The sequence below is a fragment of the Promicromonospora alba genome, assembly GCF_042654905.1.
Classification (GTDB): Bacteria; Actinomycetota; Actinomycetes; order Actinomycetales; family Cellulomonadaceae; genus Promicromonospora; species Promicromonospora alba.
The window spans coordinates 31,546-47,724 of sequence record NZ_JBHSFI010000002.1; the positions used below are offsets into that span (position 1 = coordinate 31,546).

At 72.4% G+C, this 16,179-nt stretch carries 16 protein-coding genes; 8 read left to right on the forward strand and 8 right to left on the reverse strand.

Features of this window, described 5'->3' with window-relative positions:
• Positions 1 to 70 precede the first annotated feature (70 nt).
• Complete coding sequence (locus ACFO6V_RS03305; RefSeq protein WP_377132204.1) at positions 71 to 820, reverse strand: hypothetical protein; 750 nt, start codon at positions 818 to 820, stop codon at positions 71 to 73.
• Between the two features lie 73 nt (positions 821 to 893).
• On the reverse strand, positions 894 to 1,316 hold the full coding sequence (locus tag ACFO6V_RS03310; RefSeq protein WP_377132206.1) for a winged helix-turn-helix transcriptional regulator: 423 nt from the start codon (positions 1,314 to 1,316) through the stop codon (positions 894 to 896).
• Between the two features lie 91 nt (positions 1,317 to 1,407).
• Between ACFO6V_RS03310 and ACFO6V_RS03315 the strand changes: the two genes are divergently transcribed.
• Together ACFO6V_RS03315 and ACFO6V_RS03320 are read left to right on the forward strand one after the other, a co-directional pair.
• Positions 1,408 to 2,265 carry an SDR family oxidoreductase gene (locus ACFO6V_RS03315; RefSeq protein ID WP_377132208.1) on the forward strand — a complete coding sequence of 286 codons (858 nt, stop codon included), beginning with the start codon at positions 1,408 to 1,410 and terminating at the stop codon, positions 2,263 to 2,265.
• Positions 2,266 to 2,365: 100 nt separating this feature from the next.
• Positions 2,366 to 3,379 (forward strand): zinc-dependent alcohol dehydrogenase family protein, encoded by a 1,014-nt coding sequence (locus tag ACFO6V_RS03320; RefSeq protein WP_377132210.1) that lies wholly within the window; start codon positions 2,366 to 2,368, stop codon positions 3,377 to 3,379.
• Between the two features lie 105 nt (positions 3,380 to 3,484).
• Here the strand turns inward: ACFO6V_RS03320 and ACFO6V_RS03325 are convergent, their stop codons facing one another.
• The gene (locus ACFO6V_RS03325; RefSeq protein ID WP_377132212.1) at positions 3,485 to 3,889 is read right to left on the reverse strand and encodes a RidA family protein; all 405 of its coding nucleotides are present in this window, start codon (positions 3,887 to 3,889) and stop codon (positions 3,485 to 3,487) included.
• A gap of 144 nt (positions 3,890 to 4,033) precedes the next feature.
• On the opposite strand from ACFO6V_RS03325, the gene ACFO6V_RS03330 reads away from it, so the two are divergent.
• Positions 4,034 to 4,699, forward strand: a complete 666-nt coding sequence (locus ACFO6V_RS03330; protein WP_377132214.1) for a TetR/AcrR family transcriptional regulator — start codon at positions 4,034 to 4,036, stop codon at positions 4,697 to 4,699.
• 78 nt (positions 4,700 to 4,777) lie between these two features.
• Here ACFO6V_RS03330 and ACFO6V_RS03335 read toward each other — a convergent pair whose 3' ends face one another.
• Positions 4,778 to 5,485 (reverse strand): FadR/GntR family transcriptional regulator, encoded by a 708-nt coding sequence (locus ACFO6V_RS03335; protein ID WP_377132216.1) that lies wholly within the window; start codon positions 5,483 to 5,485, stop codon positions 4,778 to 4,780.
• A 291-nt stretch (positions 5,486 to 5,776) separates the two neighbouring features.
• Between ACFO6V_RS03335 and ACFO6V_RS03340 the strand changes: the two genes are divergently transcribed.
• Entirely contained in the window at positions 5,777 to 6,328 is a 552-nt protein-coding gene (locus tag ACFO6V_RS03340; RefSeq protein ID WP_377132958.1) for a gluconokinase, read from the forward strand.
• Complete coding sequence (locus ACFO6V_RS03345; RefSeq protein ID WP_377132218.1) at positions 6,328 to 7,791, forward strand: GntT/GntP/DsdX family permease; 1,464 nt, start codon at positions 6,328 to 6,330, stop codon at positions 7,789 to 7,791. The genes ACFO6V_RS03340 and ACFO6V_RS03345 overlap by 1 nt, the downstream gene beginning before the upstream one ends.
• Positions 7,792 to 7,806: 15 nt before the next feature.
• On the opposite strand, the gene ACFO6V_RS03350 is transcribed toward ACFO6V_RS03345, so the two are convergent.
• The 4 genes from ACFO6V_RS03350 to ACFO6V_RS03365 all read right to left on the reverse strand — a co-directional run bounded on the left by ACFO6V_RS03350 (position 7,807) and on the right by ACFO6V_RS03365 (position 12,005).
• Positions 7,807 to 8,799 (reverse strand): hypothetical protein, encoded by a 993-nt coding sequence (locus ACFO6V_RS03350; RefSeq protein ID WP_377132220.1) that lies wholly within the window; start codon positions 8,797 to 8,799, stop codon positions 7,807 to 7,809.
• Positions 8,800 to 8,839: 40 nt separating this feature from the next.
• Positions 8,840 to 9,811 carry an alpha/beta hydrolase gene (locus ACFO6V_RS03355; RefSeq protein ID WP_377132222.1) on the reverse strand — a complete coding sequence of 324 codons (972 nt, stop codon included), beginning with the start codon at positions 9,809 to 9,811 and terminating at the stop codon, positions 8,840 to 8,842.
• A gap of 138 nt (positions 9,812 to 9,949) precedes the next feature.
• Positions 9,950 to 10,603, reverse strand: a complete 654-nt coding sequence (locus ACFO6V_RS03360) for a response regulator (RefSeq protein ID WP_377132224.1) — start codon at positions 10,601 to 10,603, stop codon at positions 9,950 to 9,952.
• A 1-nt stretch (position 10,604) separates the two neighbouring features.
• The gene (locus ACFO6V_RS03365) at positions 10,605 to 12,005 is read right to left on the reverse strand and encodes a sensor histidine kinase (RefSeq protein ID WP_377132226.1); all 1,401 of its coding nucleotides are present in this window, start codon (positions 12,003 to 12,005) and stop codon (positions 10,605 to 10,607) included.
• A gap of 131 nt (positions 12,006 to 12,136) precedes the next feature.
• Between ACFO6V_RS03365 and ACFO6V_RS03370 the strand changes: the two genes are divergently transcribed.
• From ACFO6V_RS03370 to wecB, 3 genes are all read left to right on the forward strand, one after another.
• Positions 12,137 to 13,762: a glycosyltransferase family 2 protein gene (locus ACFO6V_RS03370; protein WP_377132228.1), complete on the forward strand. Its 1,626-nt coding sequence runs from the start codon at positions 12,137 to 12,139 to the stop codon at positions 13,760 to 13,762.
• Positions 13,763 to 14,187: 425 nt separating this feature from the next.
• Positions 14,188 to 14,871: a hypothetical protein gene (locus ACFO6V_RS03375; RefSeq protein ID WP_377132230.1), complete on the forward strand. Its 684-nt coding sequence runs from the start codon at positions 14,188 to 14,190 to the stop codon at positions 14,869 to 14,871.
• 137 nt (positions 14,872 to 15,008) lie between these two features.
• Positions 15,009 to 16,175 carry a non-hydrolyzing UDP-N-acetylglucosamine 2-epimerase gene (wecB, locus tag ACFO6V_RS03380; RefSeq protein WP_377132232.1) on the forward strand — a complete coding sequence of 389 codons (1,167 nt, stop codon included), beginning with the start codon at positions 15,009 to 15,011 and terminating at the stop codon, positions 16,173 to 16,175.
• The last annotated feature ends 4 nt before the right edge of the window (positions 16,176 to 16,179 follow it).

Sequence of the window (16,179 nt, forward strand, 5' to 3'; positions counted from 1 at the left end):
CCAGAAGCCGGCCCGGTCTGGCAGCGGCTGCTGTGGTCAGCTTCGCTGGCCGCCCAGCGGGGCGGCGGCGTCAGACCGTCTCGCGGGGGCCCCGGCCCGCGCCACCGGTCCACTGGCGGCGGAACCAGCCCTCCCAGGTGTGTCCGCCGAACCGCTCGCCCGCGGCGATGAGGTCCGCGAACGAGTGGTAGCCGCCAGGCAGGCCCAGGCGCAACCGCACCGGGGGCAGGCCGGGCAGCGGTGCGGGCTCCTTGACGCGGTACCGCTTGAGTCGGGGCAGCTCGAGCAGCTCCTCCTCGCGCATCGGCACCATCTCCAGCGCGATGCCCCGCTTGTCGGTGATGCGCAGCGCACCGTAGAGCCGGTCCTTGAGCCAGCCGCTCAGCTTCGCCTTCAGGTGGGCAACGGGTCCGCCGATGGTCGGCAGCTCCGGCGGCATCTCGTACGACAGGCCGACCCGGGCCGCCTGCGTCCACCGGACCAGGTCCCACGAGGTGCCGTGCCAGAACCAGATCCCGGCCGCGTCGACGACGACGCCACGGGGCCGGGTCACGCGCCAGAAGTTCGCGATGAACAGGACGCACAGCCCGCCGAACAGGAGCCCGAAGAAGCCTGCTATCGCCTTGGCGACGGGGTCCGGGTCGGTCACCACCGCGTAGCCGCAGGCCCACCCGAGCGGCCCGGTCAGCAGGATGCCGACGACGAGGGTGATCGCGCCGAGCCGTCCGAGGTCGAGCCGGTGCGCGTCCGGGGAGAAGACCGGTTCGGTGGCCGACGTCGGGCCACCCTGCGCCGAGCCCATCATGTCCTGGTTTGTCACCCGCGTGATCGTAGCGGCTGGGCAGGTCGCACGGGTCGCCAGGGCCCGGCTCTGCGGCCCGGACGCCGAACCCCTACGCGCGCCCCTCGCCCGGCTCTTCCTCGCCCGGCTCCGCGGCAGCCTGCCCGAGGGCACCCTCGGCAGCCGCGCCCTCGAGGAGGTCCGCGAGGGCCCGCAGCTTCTTCGCGACACCCTCGCCGAGCGGCGTCAGCGCGTACTCGACGCGCGGCGGGATCGTCGTGACGACGTCGCGCGTCACCATGCCGTCCCGTTCGAGCGCCTGCAGCGTCTGGGACAGCATCTTCTCGCTGACCCCCTGGACCCGCCGGCGCAGCGCGTTGAAGCGGTAGCTCCCCTCGCCGAGCGCGAGCAGCGCGAGCGAGGCCCACTTGGAGGTGACGACCTCGAACGCGGCGCGCGAGCCGCAGTCGCGCGCGAAGACGTCCGCCACCAGCTCCTGCGGGGGGCTGTCGGATCCCAGGTCGGTGATGCTCACGGACCCAGGGTACCGCGCACGGCGGGAATGTGGTGTACTTTCGATTCGTTAGTGCTACCTGCCAGCAACTACCCGAGCAATGGAGAGCGTTATGACCACCTACGCCGTCACTGGAGCCACCGGCGGCCTCGGCCACCTCGTCGTCGAGGAGCTCCTCTCCCGCGGCGTTCCCGCCTCGGACGTCGTCGCGATAGTCCGCACGCCCGGCAAGGCCGCGGACCTCGCGGAGCTCGGCGTCCAGGTCCGCGAGGGCGACTACGCCCGGCCCGAGACCCTTCCCGCCGCACTGGCCGGGGTGGACCGTCTGCTGCTCGTCTCCGCCAGCGAGCCGGGCACGCGTGTCGCGCTGCACAGCGCCGTGATCGACGCCGCGAAGGCCGCCGGCGTGGAGCGCATCGCGTACACGGGCATCCTCAAGGCGGGCAACACCTCCAACCCGCTCGCGGGCGAGCACGAGGGCACCGAGGGAGCGCTGCGTGCGTCCGGCCTCCCGATCAGCATCCTGCGCAACGGCTGGTACTACGAGAACTACACGTCGCAGCTGGGCCAGTACCTCGAGCGGGGCGAGATCGCCGGCGCCACCGCGGACGGCAAGATCTCCGGGGCCGCGCGCGCCGACTACGCCGCCGCCGCGGCGGGGGCGCTGCTGACCGACGAGGGCGACGAGGTCGTCCACGAGCTGGGCGGCCCGACGTTCACCCTCGCCGACCTCGCCGCGACGATCAGCGACGTCACCGGCACCAAGGTGGCCTACCGCGACCTGTCGGTCGAGGACTTCCAGGCCGAGCTGCAGCAGGTCGGGCTCGACGCCGGCACGGCCGGCTTCGTCGCGGGCCTCGACGCCTCCATCGCCGCGGGCGACCTGGAGACCGACAGCGACGCCCTGACCCGCCTGGCGGGCCGTCCGGCCACGTCGCTCGCCGACGCGGTCCGCGCCGCGCACGCCTGACAGCCCCGCCGGGTGGTCGGCAGCCTGTCAGATGATCGGTAGCCCGGACTGCCGACCACCTGACAAGCTGCCGACCACCCGGCACCTGCACAATGGGCACATGCGAGGAGCAATCATTCATGCGCCCGGGGACGTCCGCTTCGAGGAGCGACCCGACCCCGTCATCGTGGAACCCACCGACGCCGTCATCCGGACCGTCGCCGCCTGCGTGTGCGGCTCGGACCTGTGGCGCTACCGCGGCATCTCCCAGGTCAAGCGGCCGACGCCGATCGGGCACGAGTACGTGGGCGTCGTCGAGCAGGTCGGTGCCGCGGTCACGACCGTCCAGCCCGGTGACTTCGTCGTCGGCGGGTTCCTGCACAGCGACAACACCTGTGCGGTGTGCCGCAAGGGCATGCAGGCCAACTGCCTGCACGGGGGCGGCTTCGACGGCTGCCAGGCCGAGAAGATCCGCATCCCGAACGCGGACGGCACCCTGATCGCCACCCCCGGCGAGCCGGACGCCGAGCTGATCCCCAGCCTGCTAAGCCTCTCCGACGTGATGTGCACGGGCTGGCACGCGGCGGTCTCCGCCGGCGTCGGGCCGGGTTCGAGCGTCGTGGTGGTCGGCGACGGCGCCGTCGGCCTGAGCGGTGTGCTAGCCGCGGCCCAGCTCGGCGCGACGACGATCATCGCGATGAGCCGGCACGAGTCGCGGCAGAAGGTGGCGAAGGAGTTCGGCGCCACCCACATCGTCGCCGAGCGCGGCGAGGAGGGGCTCGCGAAGGTCCTCGAGCTGACCGAGGGCATCGGCGCGGACGCCGTGCTGGAGTGCGTGGGCACCGAGGAGGCGCGCGCGCAGTCGGTGGGGCTCGTGCGCCCCGGCGGCATGATCGGCCTGGTCGGCGTGCCGCACGGGGACCTGCCCACCGACATGCTGTTCTGGGGCAACAAGGGCGTCCGCGGCGGCGTCGCCCCCGTGCGCGAGTACCTTCCGCACCTGCTGGACCTGGTGTGGAAGCGCGAGATCGACCCGGGCAAGGTCTTCGACCTCACCCTGCCGCTGGCCGAGGTGGCCGAGGCCTACCGCGCGATGGACGAACGGCGCGCCATCAAGGTGCTGCTGCAGAACTGATCCCTGACTGTCACGGCCGGCCCGTCGGCCGTCAGAGATGACCATGCACTTGCTGCCAGGATCCGCCGGCTCGGTCTGGCAGGAAGTGCATGGTCATCTCACCGCTCAGTGGCTGAGCGCCGCCGTCAGGTCGGCCTCGACGAGCTGACCGGGGAACCCGAGAGCGGCGACCCCCAGGAGAGTGCTCGCGGTGGTGAACGCCTGCGCGAGCGGGCCGTCGTTCAGCCGCTGCCAGACGGCGGAGAGGTCGGCCCGCTCGCCGCTCGCCACGTAGATGACGGAGCGGACGACGTCGCTCGGCGCGGCTCCGGCGGCCGACAGGGCCGCCAGGGCGTTGGTCGCCACCCGGTCGGTCTGCGCCAGGAGGTCGCCGGGTCCGACGAGGGTGCCGGACCCGTCGAGCGGGCACTGGCCCGCGAGGTAGGCGGTCCGGCCCGAATCGACGATGGTCACGTGGTGGTAGCCCGGCGTGGGGTGCAGGCCGTCGGGCTGTACTCGGTTGATGTGCATCGTCGGAGTCTCGCAACGCGCTGCGCGTCGTGCGACCTCTTTCGGCGGGCCGGAACCGCGTCGCCCGTGTCCCCTGCCCCTGAGCCGTGCGAGCATGGTCCCGCGCGAGTGGAACACCCCGTCCGTTTCGGCGAAACGAGAGACATGACCGAGCACCAGTCCGAGGCCGCAGGGACCACCGTGGCCGCGCCCTCGGCGCACGAGCTGCGCTCCGACGCGCGCGACAACCGCGACCGCATCCTGCAGGTGGCGCGCGCGATCTTCGCGGAGGAGGGCATCGACGTCCCGATGCGCGAGGTGGCCCGCCGCGCCGGCGTCGGCCCGGCGACGCTGTACCGGCGGTTCCCGACCAAGGAGGCGCTGGTCACCGAGGCGTTCCGGGAGCAGATGGCGACCTGCAACGCGCTGGTCGACGCCGCCGTCGCCGACCCGGACCCGTGGCGCGGGCTTCGTACGGTGATCGAGCAGGTGTCCGCGATGCATGCCGAGGATCGCGGCTTCACCGCCGCGTTCGTCTCGGCGTTCCCCCAGGCCGTCGACTTCGCCCAGGAGCGCAGCCGGGCCCTGGTGGCGCTGTCCGGGCTGATCCAGCGGGCCAAGGACGCGGGCGGTCTGCGCCGCGACTTCGTGCTGGACGACCTCGTCATGCTGATCATGGCCAACTCCGGCATCCGGGCGACCTCCCGCGAGGCGGTGCAGGCCGCCTCGCGCCGGTTCGTGGCGCTGCAGCTGCGGTCCATCAGCACTCGGCCCGACGACGGTCCCCTGCCGCCCGCCGTCCGCCTGCCGCTGCTGGCCGCGCTGCGCTGAGACCGGGCCTACGGCCCTGACTCGCCGTACCTGGCACATCGAGTCAGGGCCGTGGGCCAGTCAACCCGTTCCCGTCGGTCAGGGCTTGAGCGACTGGCTCTCGCCGAGCGCCCCGCGCACCTCGCGCACGATCCGGGCCATCGCCTCCTCGGCGGCCGGGCCGTCGCCCCTGGCCACGGCGGCGGCGACCGCCTCGTGCGCGTCCAGCGCCTCCGGCTCGGGGTAGGCGGGCATCAGGCCCAGGTGGGTGCGTCCGGAGATGACGACGGCGACGACGCCGGCGAGCGCGCTGAACAGCTCGTTGCCGCTGGAGCGCAGGAGGAGCTCGTGCATCTCGATGTCCAGCGCCAGGAACTCCTCGCCGTCGCCCTTGCCCGCCTCGCCGAGCTCGCGCATCCGGCGCGCGATGCCGACCAGCTCGTCGCGGACGGCGGCGGTGGCCGCGCGTGCGGTGCAGGCGGCGGCGAGCGGTTCGACGGCCTGGCGCAGCTCGGTGAGCGAGCGCAGCTGCGACGCGCGGCCGGGACCGGCCAGCCGCCACTCGATGACCCGGGGGTCGAGCACGTTCCAGGCGTCGTGCGGCAAGACGACGATGCCGACGCGCGGCCCGGAACGGACCAGGCCGACCCCTTCGAGGAGGCGCATCGCCTCGCGCGCGACGGTGCGTGAGACCCCGAACTCGGCCCCTATCCCGTCCAGCGTCAGCGACGCTCCGGCAGGCAGCTCGCCTGCGGTGATGCGACGGCCCAGGGCATCGAGGACGGGGCCGTGCAGGACTGGGGACATCCCCCAAGAGTAGGGCGCTCTGCGGTCGCACCTGGTGTGGCGCTCGTGAGCAACGGACGACGGCGGCACGGCCGCACGCTGCCGAAGTAGAGCGCCTGTCCGGACACACGCTCTACTTCGCCTATTGGTGACATTAATCACGCGTCAATGGTGTCATCAATGGGTGAGGATAGGGAGATGGACACAGACGTCACCGAGACAGCGAAGTTCTCGGCCCAGGCAACCAGCAGGCCGCTCAGCAGCGGGTCATCGAGAAGCGGGACGGACCGCGCACCCCGGGCGATAGTCGTCATGGGCGTAGCCGGATCGGGCAAGACGACGGTCGCCGCGCTCCTGGCCGGCCGGCTCGGAGCGTCGTTCGCCGAGGGCGACGACTTCCACTCGCCCGCGAACGTCGCCAAGATGGCCGCCGGCCACCCCCTGGTGGACGACGACCGCTGGCCGTGGCTGAACGGGATCCGCGACTGGTTCGCCAAGGAGCTCGCGGCGGGCCGGAGCGCCGTCGTGCCGTGCAGCGCCCTGCGCCGGAGCTACCGCGACCTGCTGGAGACCGCCGGCGACGGCACGGCGGGCACGGTGCAGTTCGTGCACCTCACCGGCTCCTACGACCTGCTGCGTGAGCGCATCCAGGGGCGGGCCGGGCACTTCATGAAGCCGGAGATGCTCGACAGCCAGCTCGCCGCCCTCGAACCCCTCGGCGACGACGAGCCCGGGTTCGCCGTCGACATCACGCCGCGGCCGGACCAGATCGTCGAGGAGGCCCTCCGCCTGCTCGGCGAGCCCGCCGGCGCACCTGCCACCGAAGCCGGCATCCAAGCCCGTACCGAGCACGAGGACCACTGATGTTCCACTCCACCACCCTGCTCGCCCAGGGCGCAGCAGCCGCACTCCCCCAGGCCGCGGCAGCGGCGGAGCCGACCGCCTCGACGCCCCAGCTCGTCATCGCCGCCGTCGCCGGGATCGCCGTCATCATCGTGCTCATCGTCTGGCTCAAGGTGCACCCGTTCCTGGCCCTCGTGCTCGGGTCCGGCGTGCTCGCGGTCACGGCGGGCATCGGCCTCACCGACACGTTCACCAGCTTCTCCGCGGGCCTCGGGTCGACGGTCGCCGGCGTCGGCGTGCTCATCGCGCTCGGCGCGATCATCGGCAAGCTGCTCATCGACTCCGGCGGCGCCGACCGCATAGTCGACACGATCCTCGACAAGACGCCCGCCAAGCGGCTGCCCTGGGCCATGGCGCTCATCGCGTTCGTCGTCGGCATCCCCCTGTTCTTCGAGGTGGGCGTCGTGCTGCTCATCCCGGTCGTGATGATCGTGGCGCGCCGCATGCGCACCAACCCCGTGCTGGTCGGCATCCCGGCGCTCGCCGGGCTCTCCGCGCTGCACGGCCTGGTGCCCCCGCACCCTGGCCCGCTGCTGGCCATCGAGGCGCTCGGGGCCGACCTGGGCCTCACGCTCGGGCTCGGACTGCTCGTCGCGGTCCCGACGGTGATCGTCGCCGGCCCGCTGCTCGCCATCCCGCTCACGCGCTGGGTGCGGCTCGCGCCGCCCGTCAGTGTCCTTGGTGTGTCCGACGGCGCGGGCGCGGCCGGGACCGCCGACGCCGGCGACAGCCCGGCGAACGCCACCGCGGGCCTGCGCAAGCCCACGTTCGGCATGTCCGTGCTGGTCGTACTGCTCCCGGTGATCCTCATGCTGGCGCGGTCCGTCGTCGAGATCGCAGGCGCCACCGAGACGGGCTACGGGACCGTGCTGGAGTTCCTCGGTGAGCCGCTCGTCGCCCTGCTCCTGACGTCGTTGTTCGCCCTGTTCGCCTTCGGCACCACCGTCGGGCGCACGCGCCAGCAGCTCGGCGACCTGGTCGGCTCGTCGTTCGCGCCGATCGCCGGCATCCTGCTCATCGTCGGCGCGGGCGGCGGCTTCAAGCAGACCCTCGTGGACTCGGGGGTCGGCGAGGTCATCGCCTCCGGCATCGCGGACGCCGGGATCACCCCGCTGCTGGCCGGCTGGATGGTGGCCGCCCTCATCCGGATCGCCACCGGGTCGGCCACGGTCGCGACCATCACCGCGGCGGGCATCATGGCGCCCCTCGCCGCCGGCCTCGAGCCGACGCACGCTGCCCTGCTCGTGCTCGCCATCGGCGCGGGTTCGGTGTTCCTCTCCCACGTGAACGACGCCGGGTTCTGGCTGGTCAAGGAGTACTTCGGCATGACCGTCGGCCAGACGTTCAAGACCTGGTCGCTCATGGAGTCTGTGCTCTCCGTGGTGGCGCTGCTGGTGGTGCTGCTCCTCGGCGCGTTCGTCTAGCGCCGTCCCGTCGGCTCAGTCGACGAGGCGCAGCAGCAGGCGGGCCAGCCGGAACCGCGCTCGCCCGTCCAGGGAGCGCGGGTCGTAGCCGAGGTCGTTCGTCAGGGCGTCGTGGCGCGCCTGGAGCGTCGAGTGGTGCATGCCCAGCGCCGCCGCCGCGGCACGGACGCTCTCGGCCGCCGCAAGCTCGTCGAGCACCGTGCGAGTGCGCGCGTCGAGCCGCGTCAGCGCGACGACGTCCGGCTGCTCGGCGGCGACCGGCTCCAGCGCGCTGACGGCGGCCAGCAGTATCCCGAGGGCGGCGGCGTCCACGACGGCGTCGCTCCTGGGAAGCAGCCGCAGCGCGAGCGCCGCCGTCCGGAAGGACTCCGGGAGCTCGTCCGCACGGAGCGGGACACCCACCCCGGCGGGGCCGGAGACCTGCGCGTCCCGGTCGAGGACCACCGCCCGCACCAGGCCGTGGGGCGTGGCCACCACGGTCGACGGGGCCGACCCTGCCCGCTGCTCGACCGGGTGGGCGAGCGGGTGCGCCACCACGCGGACGACGCGCGCGGGATCGAGCCGGAGCCGGGCCAGCGCGACCCGGCGCTCCTCGATGTCGCGGGCGGCGTCGAGGGCCGTCTCGAGCGCGCTGTCCGGTTGACCCGGGCGGCGCGCCCCGACGACGTCGACCGCGAGCGCCAGCCGTTCGATCACCATCTCGTCGTTGGCGTGCGGCGAGCCGTCCCGCTCCAGCCAGACCGTCCCGGTGCTGGTGGTGCGGGTCGGCCAGTCGGGCCGGGGACCGGCGGAACCGGCGCCGTCCGGCCGGTCGCCGTCCGGGCCGATGCGATGGGTCCGCCGGCCGTCGAACGCACCGGCGACCGTCCCGCTGAGCACCGCCGCACCGCGCAGCAGAGACTGGAGACCCACGCGGCCGGCGACCAGCACGTCGAAGTAGGCCACCACCTTCAGGGTCTCGCTGGCCTCGGGATCGAGTGCCGTCAGTCGTCCCACGAGCTCTTGCATAGTTCGCTCCATCGCGCGCGTGGGACAACCCTAAGCGACCTCAGTCGCCGAGCGTTCGGGCCACCCAGGAGTCCCGCGCCGCGCGTGCGGCCTTGGCCAGCACACTGTGCGGCGCCATCATGTCGAACCCGTGGAACCCGCCGGGCCACACGTGCAGCTCGGCCTGCACGCCCGCCGCCCAGAGCGCCGTCGCGTAGGCGACGTCCTCGTCGCGGAAGACCTCGGCGCTGCCGCAGTCGATGAATGCCGGCGGCAGACCGGAGAGGTCCGTGGCTCGCGCGGGTGCCGCGTAGATCGAGACGTCGTCCGTCCCACGCCGGTCGCCCAGGAGCGCCGACCAGCCGGTGACGTTCGAGCCGCGGTCCCAGACACCGATCCCGTCGATCTGCCGGGTGGAGACCGTCTGGTCCCGGTCGTCCAGCATGGGGCAGATCAGCACCTGCCCGGCCAGGGCGGGACCGCCCTCGTCCCGGGCGATCAGAGCGACACCTGCAGCCAGGCCGCCGCCCGCACTGCCGCCGGCGATGATGAGGCGGTCCGGGTCGATGCCCAGCTCCTCGGCGTGCTCCGCCGTCCAGACGAGACCTGCGTAGCAGTCGCGGACGGGGTACGGGTCGGGGAACTCGGGTGCGAGGCGGTACTCCACGGTGACCGCGACCGCGTCGAACTCGGTGATCCAGGCGAGGAGCAGGTCCAGCCCGGTGAACCGGTCGCCGATGATCATGCCACCGCCGTGGGTGTGATAGATCCCCGGGCCGACGCCGGCGCTGCCCTGGCGGCGCAGCACGGTCACCTGGATCTCGTCGCCGTTGTGCCCGGGGATCGTCACGTCCCGCCGCTCGACACCCGCCGCGGCGAGCGAGTCGTCGACGCTCACGTCGAGCCCCGGCATCCCCTGGCGCATCAGCGGGATCATCTCGGGCGTGATCGTCGACGGCATCTGCTCGGCCAGCAGCGTGAGCGCCGCCTCGAGCTCCGGGTCGAACGGGGGCCTGTTCAAGGTCTCGGCCACGAGAACTCCTTCGTTCCGTGCGCCGCACAACGGGGACGGCAGCGCGCTCTACCCGAAGTCTCTGCCACTGGCACCCGTGGAGGCACCCGCCGAACGGGGCGCTCTACCGCCTGACAGTCCGCCATCCGGCGGGTCCGGTCAGCCCCGCAGGTACGCGAGCACCGCCCGGACCCGACGGTGGCCCGCGTCGTCGGCGGCGAGCCCGAGCTTGGCGAACACGTTGCCGATGTGCTTGGCGACCGCCGCGTCGCTCACGACGAGCCGCTGAGCGATCTCGGGGTTCGCCCTGCCCTCCGCCATCAGTGCCAGCACCTCCCGCTCGCGGGGAGTCAGGGTGTCGAGCGGCGACGAGCTCCGGTCGAGCAGCGACCGGACGATCTGCGGGTCGATGACCGTGCCGCCGGCCGCCACGACCTCCAGCGACGTCATGACGTCGCTCACCCGCCCGATCCGGTCCTTGAGCAGGTAGCCGATCCCGCCCGACGAGCCCGCGAGCAGGTCCCGCGCATAGGCGTCGGCGACGTACTGCGAGAGCAGCACCACCGGCAGCGCCGGATGGTGGCGCCGGAGCTCCACCGCCGCGTCGATGCCGTCGTTCTGCAGCCGCGGCGGCATCCTGACGTCGGTGATCACCAGGTCGGGCAGCTCGCCGTGGGCACCGTCCGCCAGCACGAGCCGGACCAGCTCGTCGGCGTTGTCGGTCACGTGCACCACCTCGTGCCCGACTCGTTCGAGCAGCCCGACCAGGCCGTCGCGGAGCAGGATCGAGTCCTCGGCCAGCACTATCCGCATGTCAGACAGTCTCCGTCATGTTCTGCGGAGCGGACGGCGAGGCGTTCTGCGCAGCGGACGGGGGCTCGGCTGTTCGCGGCTCGGCTGTTCGCGGCCCGGCGTCCGGCACGGCCGCCCGCGCGCGGGCCGGCAGGAGCAGGGCGACCGTCGTCGGTCCGCCGGGCGGGCTGGCCACCGTCAGGCTGCCCCCTGCTGCCTCGGCGCGCTCCCTGAGCCCGACGAGCCCGGTCCCCGAGCCGGCACCCGAGGCTGCGCCCGAGCCGAAGCGAGCCCCGCCGACGCCGTCGTCATGCACCTGGACCGTCAGCACCTCACCGTCGCGAGCGAGCACCACCCGCGCCGTCCGCGCCTGGCTGTGCCGCGCGACGTTCGTCAGCGCCTCGCTGACGACGAAGTAGGCGCAGAGCTCGATCTCCGGGTCGAAGCGGTCCTCGACGGCGCTCTGCAGGGCCACCGGTACCGGCATCCGCGACGTCAGCTCGTGCACGGCCGCCGTCAGCCCGTGGTCGGCGAGCACCCGCGGATGGATGGCGCGGACTGTCGAGCGGAGGTCCTCGAGGGCGGCCTCGGCGAGATCGTGAGCCCTGCCCAGGTGGCCGTGCAGGCGCCCCACGTCGACGCCCGCCCGTGCCAGGTCGGCGGTGTCCAGCTCGGCCGAGCCCAGGGCAATCGTCAGCGTCACGAGCTTCTGCTGGACGCCGTCGTGCAGGTCGCGCTCGATGCGGCGCAGGTCGCCCTCGAACGACCGGACCAGGCTCGTGCGCGAGGCGGTGAGCCGCTCGATCTGGTGACGCAGCTCGGGGCCCCGCGGCGCCAGGAGAGCCCGCGCCAGGGCCGCCTGCAGGAGCGCGAGCAGCCCGAGGACATAGCCCACGGCGGGGACCGTGACGATCGCGGCGAGGAGTCCGAGCACGACTCCGGACGGGTTGTCGACCCAGACGGGGTCGCCGACCATCCAGTACTGGGGAACCGCGACGATCATGAACAGGGCCCACACGACGGCTATGTGCGCCGACGCGGCGACCCAGCCGATCGGCAGCGCGACAGCCACATAGGCCACCTCCCGCCAGGTCGCGGGTTCGCGCAGCCGGAACGCCACGCGGCGGAGCCCGCGGAGCCCGGTCGGCGAGTGCGGGTCCGCGATCGGCGTGCTGCCCACCCGGCGCACCCGGCCGCGGTCGAGCCGGGCGATCAGGGGGCTGAGCACCAGCATGGTCGCCAGGAGCACGGCGAACGCCCGCAAGGACGTAGGCCACTGCATGGCGCCGCTCAGGCCCACGGCGCCCAGCGGGCCCGCGATGATCGCGGTCAAGGACGTGAACAGCCACGCCTGCAGCAGCCACCTCGAGACGAGGTAACTGGGCCGCCGCAGGGCGAGGGCGAGGCTGTCTGATCGGCGCATTCGATCAAGGTACCGTCGCGGATTCAGGACCGGGATAGCGCCCGCTCGACCTACGGGGTAGTGCCTGGTCTACCCCCGGTCTCGCCCTCGCACCAGTGCCCCGCAGGCCCGCCCCCGGTGGGATCAGAGGCATGCTGACCACCGGCCCAGACGACCCCAACTCCCACGAGTTCCGCCCGCACCACCGCCGCCCCCGCAATCGCTCCGGACGGGGCGAGGGCATGCCCGGACCGCTCTCCGCACTCGGTCCCGCGCTCGCGCTGGCCGTGGCCTGGGCCGCCCTCGCGACGGTCGCGTGGCTCGTCCTGGCGGCAGCCACCCGCCCCGCGATGCCCCTGACCTGGGCAACGACGGTGCTCGCCGCCGCCGCGATCGCCGCGGCCTGGCTGGTCGGCATCCGGGCTGCCGTGCTCCTGGCAGCCGCGACCCGGCGTTCGCACCCCTCGGTCGGGATGCGGGCCCGCAGACCGCGCCCCGAGCTCGACGACCTGGTGGTCGCCCTGCTCTGCACGACAGCGGACGACTTCCAGCCCGACGTCGTGGAACGCAGCATGCGTCAGACCCATCCGCGCACCCGGACCGTCGTCCTCGACGACTCGCATGGCGCCGGGACCCGGGCTGCCGTGGACGCCTTCGCGGCCCGCACCGCCGCTGCCGACTCCGCCGCCGGAGCCGTCCAGGTGGTCCGCCGCACCGACCGCAGCGGGTTCAAGGCGGGGAACATCAACAACTATCTGCGCCATCATGCGCAAGGCGTGGACGCCGTGGTGATCATCGACGCCGACCAGGAGATCGGCCCCGACTTCGTCCGGACGGCACTGCGCCACCTCCACGCGGGCCCTGAGGTGGCGGTGGTGCAGGGCGCCATCCGCTCGCGGCGGGGCGAGACCCAGTTCGTCCGGGACTTCCGCGGGATGTTCGACACCCACCTGCGCGCGACGTCGGCGGGCCGGGCCTGGTTCGGCATGGCAGCCTTCGACGGCCGGGGCGCGCTGCTCGACGTCGGCGCGGTGCGTGACGCCGGCGGGTTCCCCGAGGTGGTCACCGAGGACGCCGCGCTGACCCTAGAGCTGGCGCGCCAGGGACGCACCGTGCGCTACGTGCCGGACCTCGTCTCCGTCGAGGACGCCCCCACCGACTACACCGCTTTCACCACGCAGTTCGGCAAGTTCACCGAGGGTGCCATGCAGCTGCTCGGCCGCGACCGCGGCCTGCTCTTCGACACCCGGCTGCGCCCCGCCCGACGGCTGGACGTGTTCCTGAACCTGGCCTCGCCGCTCGTCGGCACCAGCATGATGGTCGCGCTGTTCGGATTCGCCCTCGCTGCGGCCGCCGAGCGGATACCAGGAATTCCGGTCGCGCTCGGTGCCTCGCTCGGGATCCTCGGGTCTGTGCCGCTGCTGCCCGAGGCGATCCGTAGCATTCGCCGCAGCGGCCCCGTGACCGCGTGCCTGTTCCTGCTGCGCGGCGGCCTGCTCTACGCGTCCGTCGCGATCGTCATGCTGCGGGCGGTGCTGCGGGTATGCCTCGGAGTCCGAGCGCGGTTCGTGGTCACGCCCAAGGCGAACGACCGGGCGGGGCTGGTCACCGCCGTCCGCAGACGACAGCCGGAGCTCGCGGCCGCTGCCGCGTCGATCCTGGCGGCGGTCCTGCTGACCGGGACCGTCGCACCGGCGGGGGTGTTCTGCGTCGTGGCGGCCACCGCCGTCGGGTACTCGCTGACCGGCGGCCGCGCCGCCCGTCCGCGATCACGCTGACCCGCCGTCCAGTCTCAGTCGGCGGTATCTGCGCGTCGGCAGTATCTGCGTCAAGAACGCCCGATGCACGTATCAGGGAGTCATTTTCGGAGATATTAACTTCAACGTAACTAATTTGGTTATTTACAGCCTCTTCGTAGCAAACGCCACTCTGACAGTCAACGAAAATGCCATGCTTTGGCCCGTTATCACCCTATCCCTGTCAGGGAGTGGCTCGCGCTGCCGGGAAGGCGGTGTGATGGCCACGCCGCGGAACGAGGACGTGCCGAGGAGCCAGAGCCGGCCGTCCTCGTTCCGCTTTGTTGTGCCCAGGTCTGTTGTCCCAATTTGTTGCACCCGGGTTTGTTCCAGCCAGGGTGTGTTCTCGCCAGAGTGGTGGTTCGCAAGGGAACCGTCACCTGACGCTGAAGACACAGGGAGTCGTCGTGAGCGCCATGACCACCCAACGCCTGTCCTTCTCCAGCGACCTCGCGTCCGCCGTCGTGCTGCACGACGCCGTAGGGGTCCCGATCACCGAACGCAGCATCGTCGTGAACTGCGCGACGACAGACGCGCTCACCGGCACCACGCAGCCCTCGCCCCTGCCTCCGCTCAGCTCCACGATCGTCACCGCGGGCACCGTCACCGGCGAGCTCGTCGTCGTGCTCGTCCCGGACGACTCTCCCGACCAGGAACACCGCGCTCGTGAGCTCGGCTGGTCGGACTTCTACGGCGGCGGAGGACCAGTGCTGCTGAAGTCGCCGCAGGACACCGTCGGCACGGTCTCGATCGACCGCAGCGCCGTGCTCCGCCAGCCCGGGCTCGCGCCGGGTCGCCAGGCGTTCACCGTCCGGGCGAACCTCTGGTTCAGCCCCGCGGGGACCGACTGCGGGATCCACAACATCCACCCGTTCATCGAGGTGCACACCCAGGTCAGCGGATACGGACGCATGCAGAAGTTCGACGCGTCGGACCACGCGAGCATCTACGAGGACCAGCAGCTCAGCCCCGGCGCCATGAACCCCGTCCCGTTCTGCATCGACCAGGGCGGCGAACTGGTCTACCCCTGGCACCAGTACCGGGCGGACACCGACTGCATCTGGCTCGCGCTGGAGTACCACCAGGCCTGAGGCCGCACCTCCCGCTCGCCCCCGCGCGGCACCCGCGCCACCCCGCACCGCCTCACCCCGCACCGCCTCACCACGCATGACGTCGCCGGCGACCAACCGGTCCCTTCGGCGTACCCCGAACCAGGCAGGAGCATCCCATGAAGACGCTCGGCATCGTTTTTGGCACCAGACCCGAAGCCGTCAAGCTCGCACCGATCATCCACACCCTGCAGGACGACCCACGCTTCCGCATCGTGCTCATCTCCACCGGCCAGCACCGCGAGATGCTCGACAGCACGCTCGAGGAGTTCCGCATCACGCCGGACGTGAACCTCCGCGTCATGCAGGACGGCCAAACGCTCTCCGAGGTCACCTACCGCATCCTCGAGCGCCTGTGCGCGGGCGGGCACCTCGACGACCTCGACGCGCTCCTGGTGCACGGCGACACCGCGACCACCCTCGCCGGCGCGCTCGCCGGGCTGCACGCCCAGGTGCCGATCGTCCACGTCGAAGCCGGGCTGCGCAGCGGGAGCAACGAGTCGCCGTTCCCCGAGGAGGCCAACCGCAAGCTCGTCGGCCAGGTCGCCGCCCTCCACCTTGCCGCCACCCCGGGCAACCACGCCAACCTCATTCGCGAGGGGATCAGGGAGAGCGCGATCACCGTCACCGGCAACAGCATCGTCGACGCCCTCGCCTGGGGGATGCGGAACCTGCGCTCCTACGGCGACCCGCGGCTCGAGGACCTCGACGACGACCCGCGCCGCGTCATCCTCGCCACCACGCACCGCCGGGAGAGCCACGGCCAGCCCATGCAGGAGATCGCCGAGGCACTGGCCGACATCGCCACCCGCGACGACGTCCGGATCGTCGTCCCGCTGCACCTCAACCCCAAGGTCCGGTCGGTGATGCTGCCCGTGCTGTCGGACATCGACAACGTCGACCTCGTCGACCCGCTGCCCTACCTGTCCTTCTGCCGCCTGCTGCGGCGCAGCGACATCATCCTCTCGGACAGCTCCGGCGCAGAGGAGGAAGGCCCCGCGCTCGGCAAACCCACCCTGGTGCTCCGGGAGATCACGGAACGCAGCGAGTCGATCCTCACGGGCTCGTCCCGGCTCGTGAGCCGCTCCCGCGGCCAGATCGTCGCCGAGGTGCAGCGGCTCCTCAACGACCCGGTCGCGTACGCGGAGATGTCCGACGCCATCAACCCGTACGGCGACGGCCGGGCCACCGAGCGCACGGTCGCCGCGATCGCGAACTACTTCCGCATGGGCCCAGCGGTGACACCTTTCGTGCCCGGCGCCGACGTCGCCAGGTCCCTCACGTGACCGG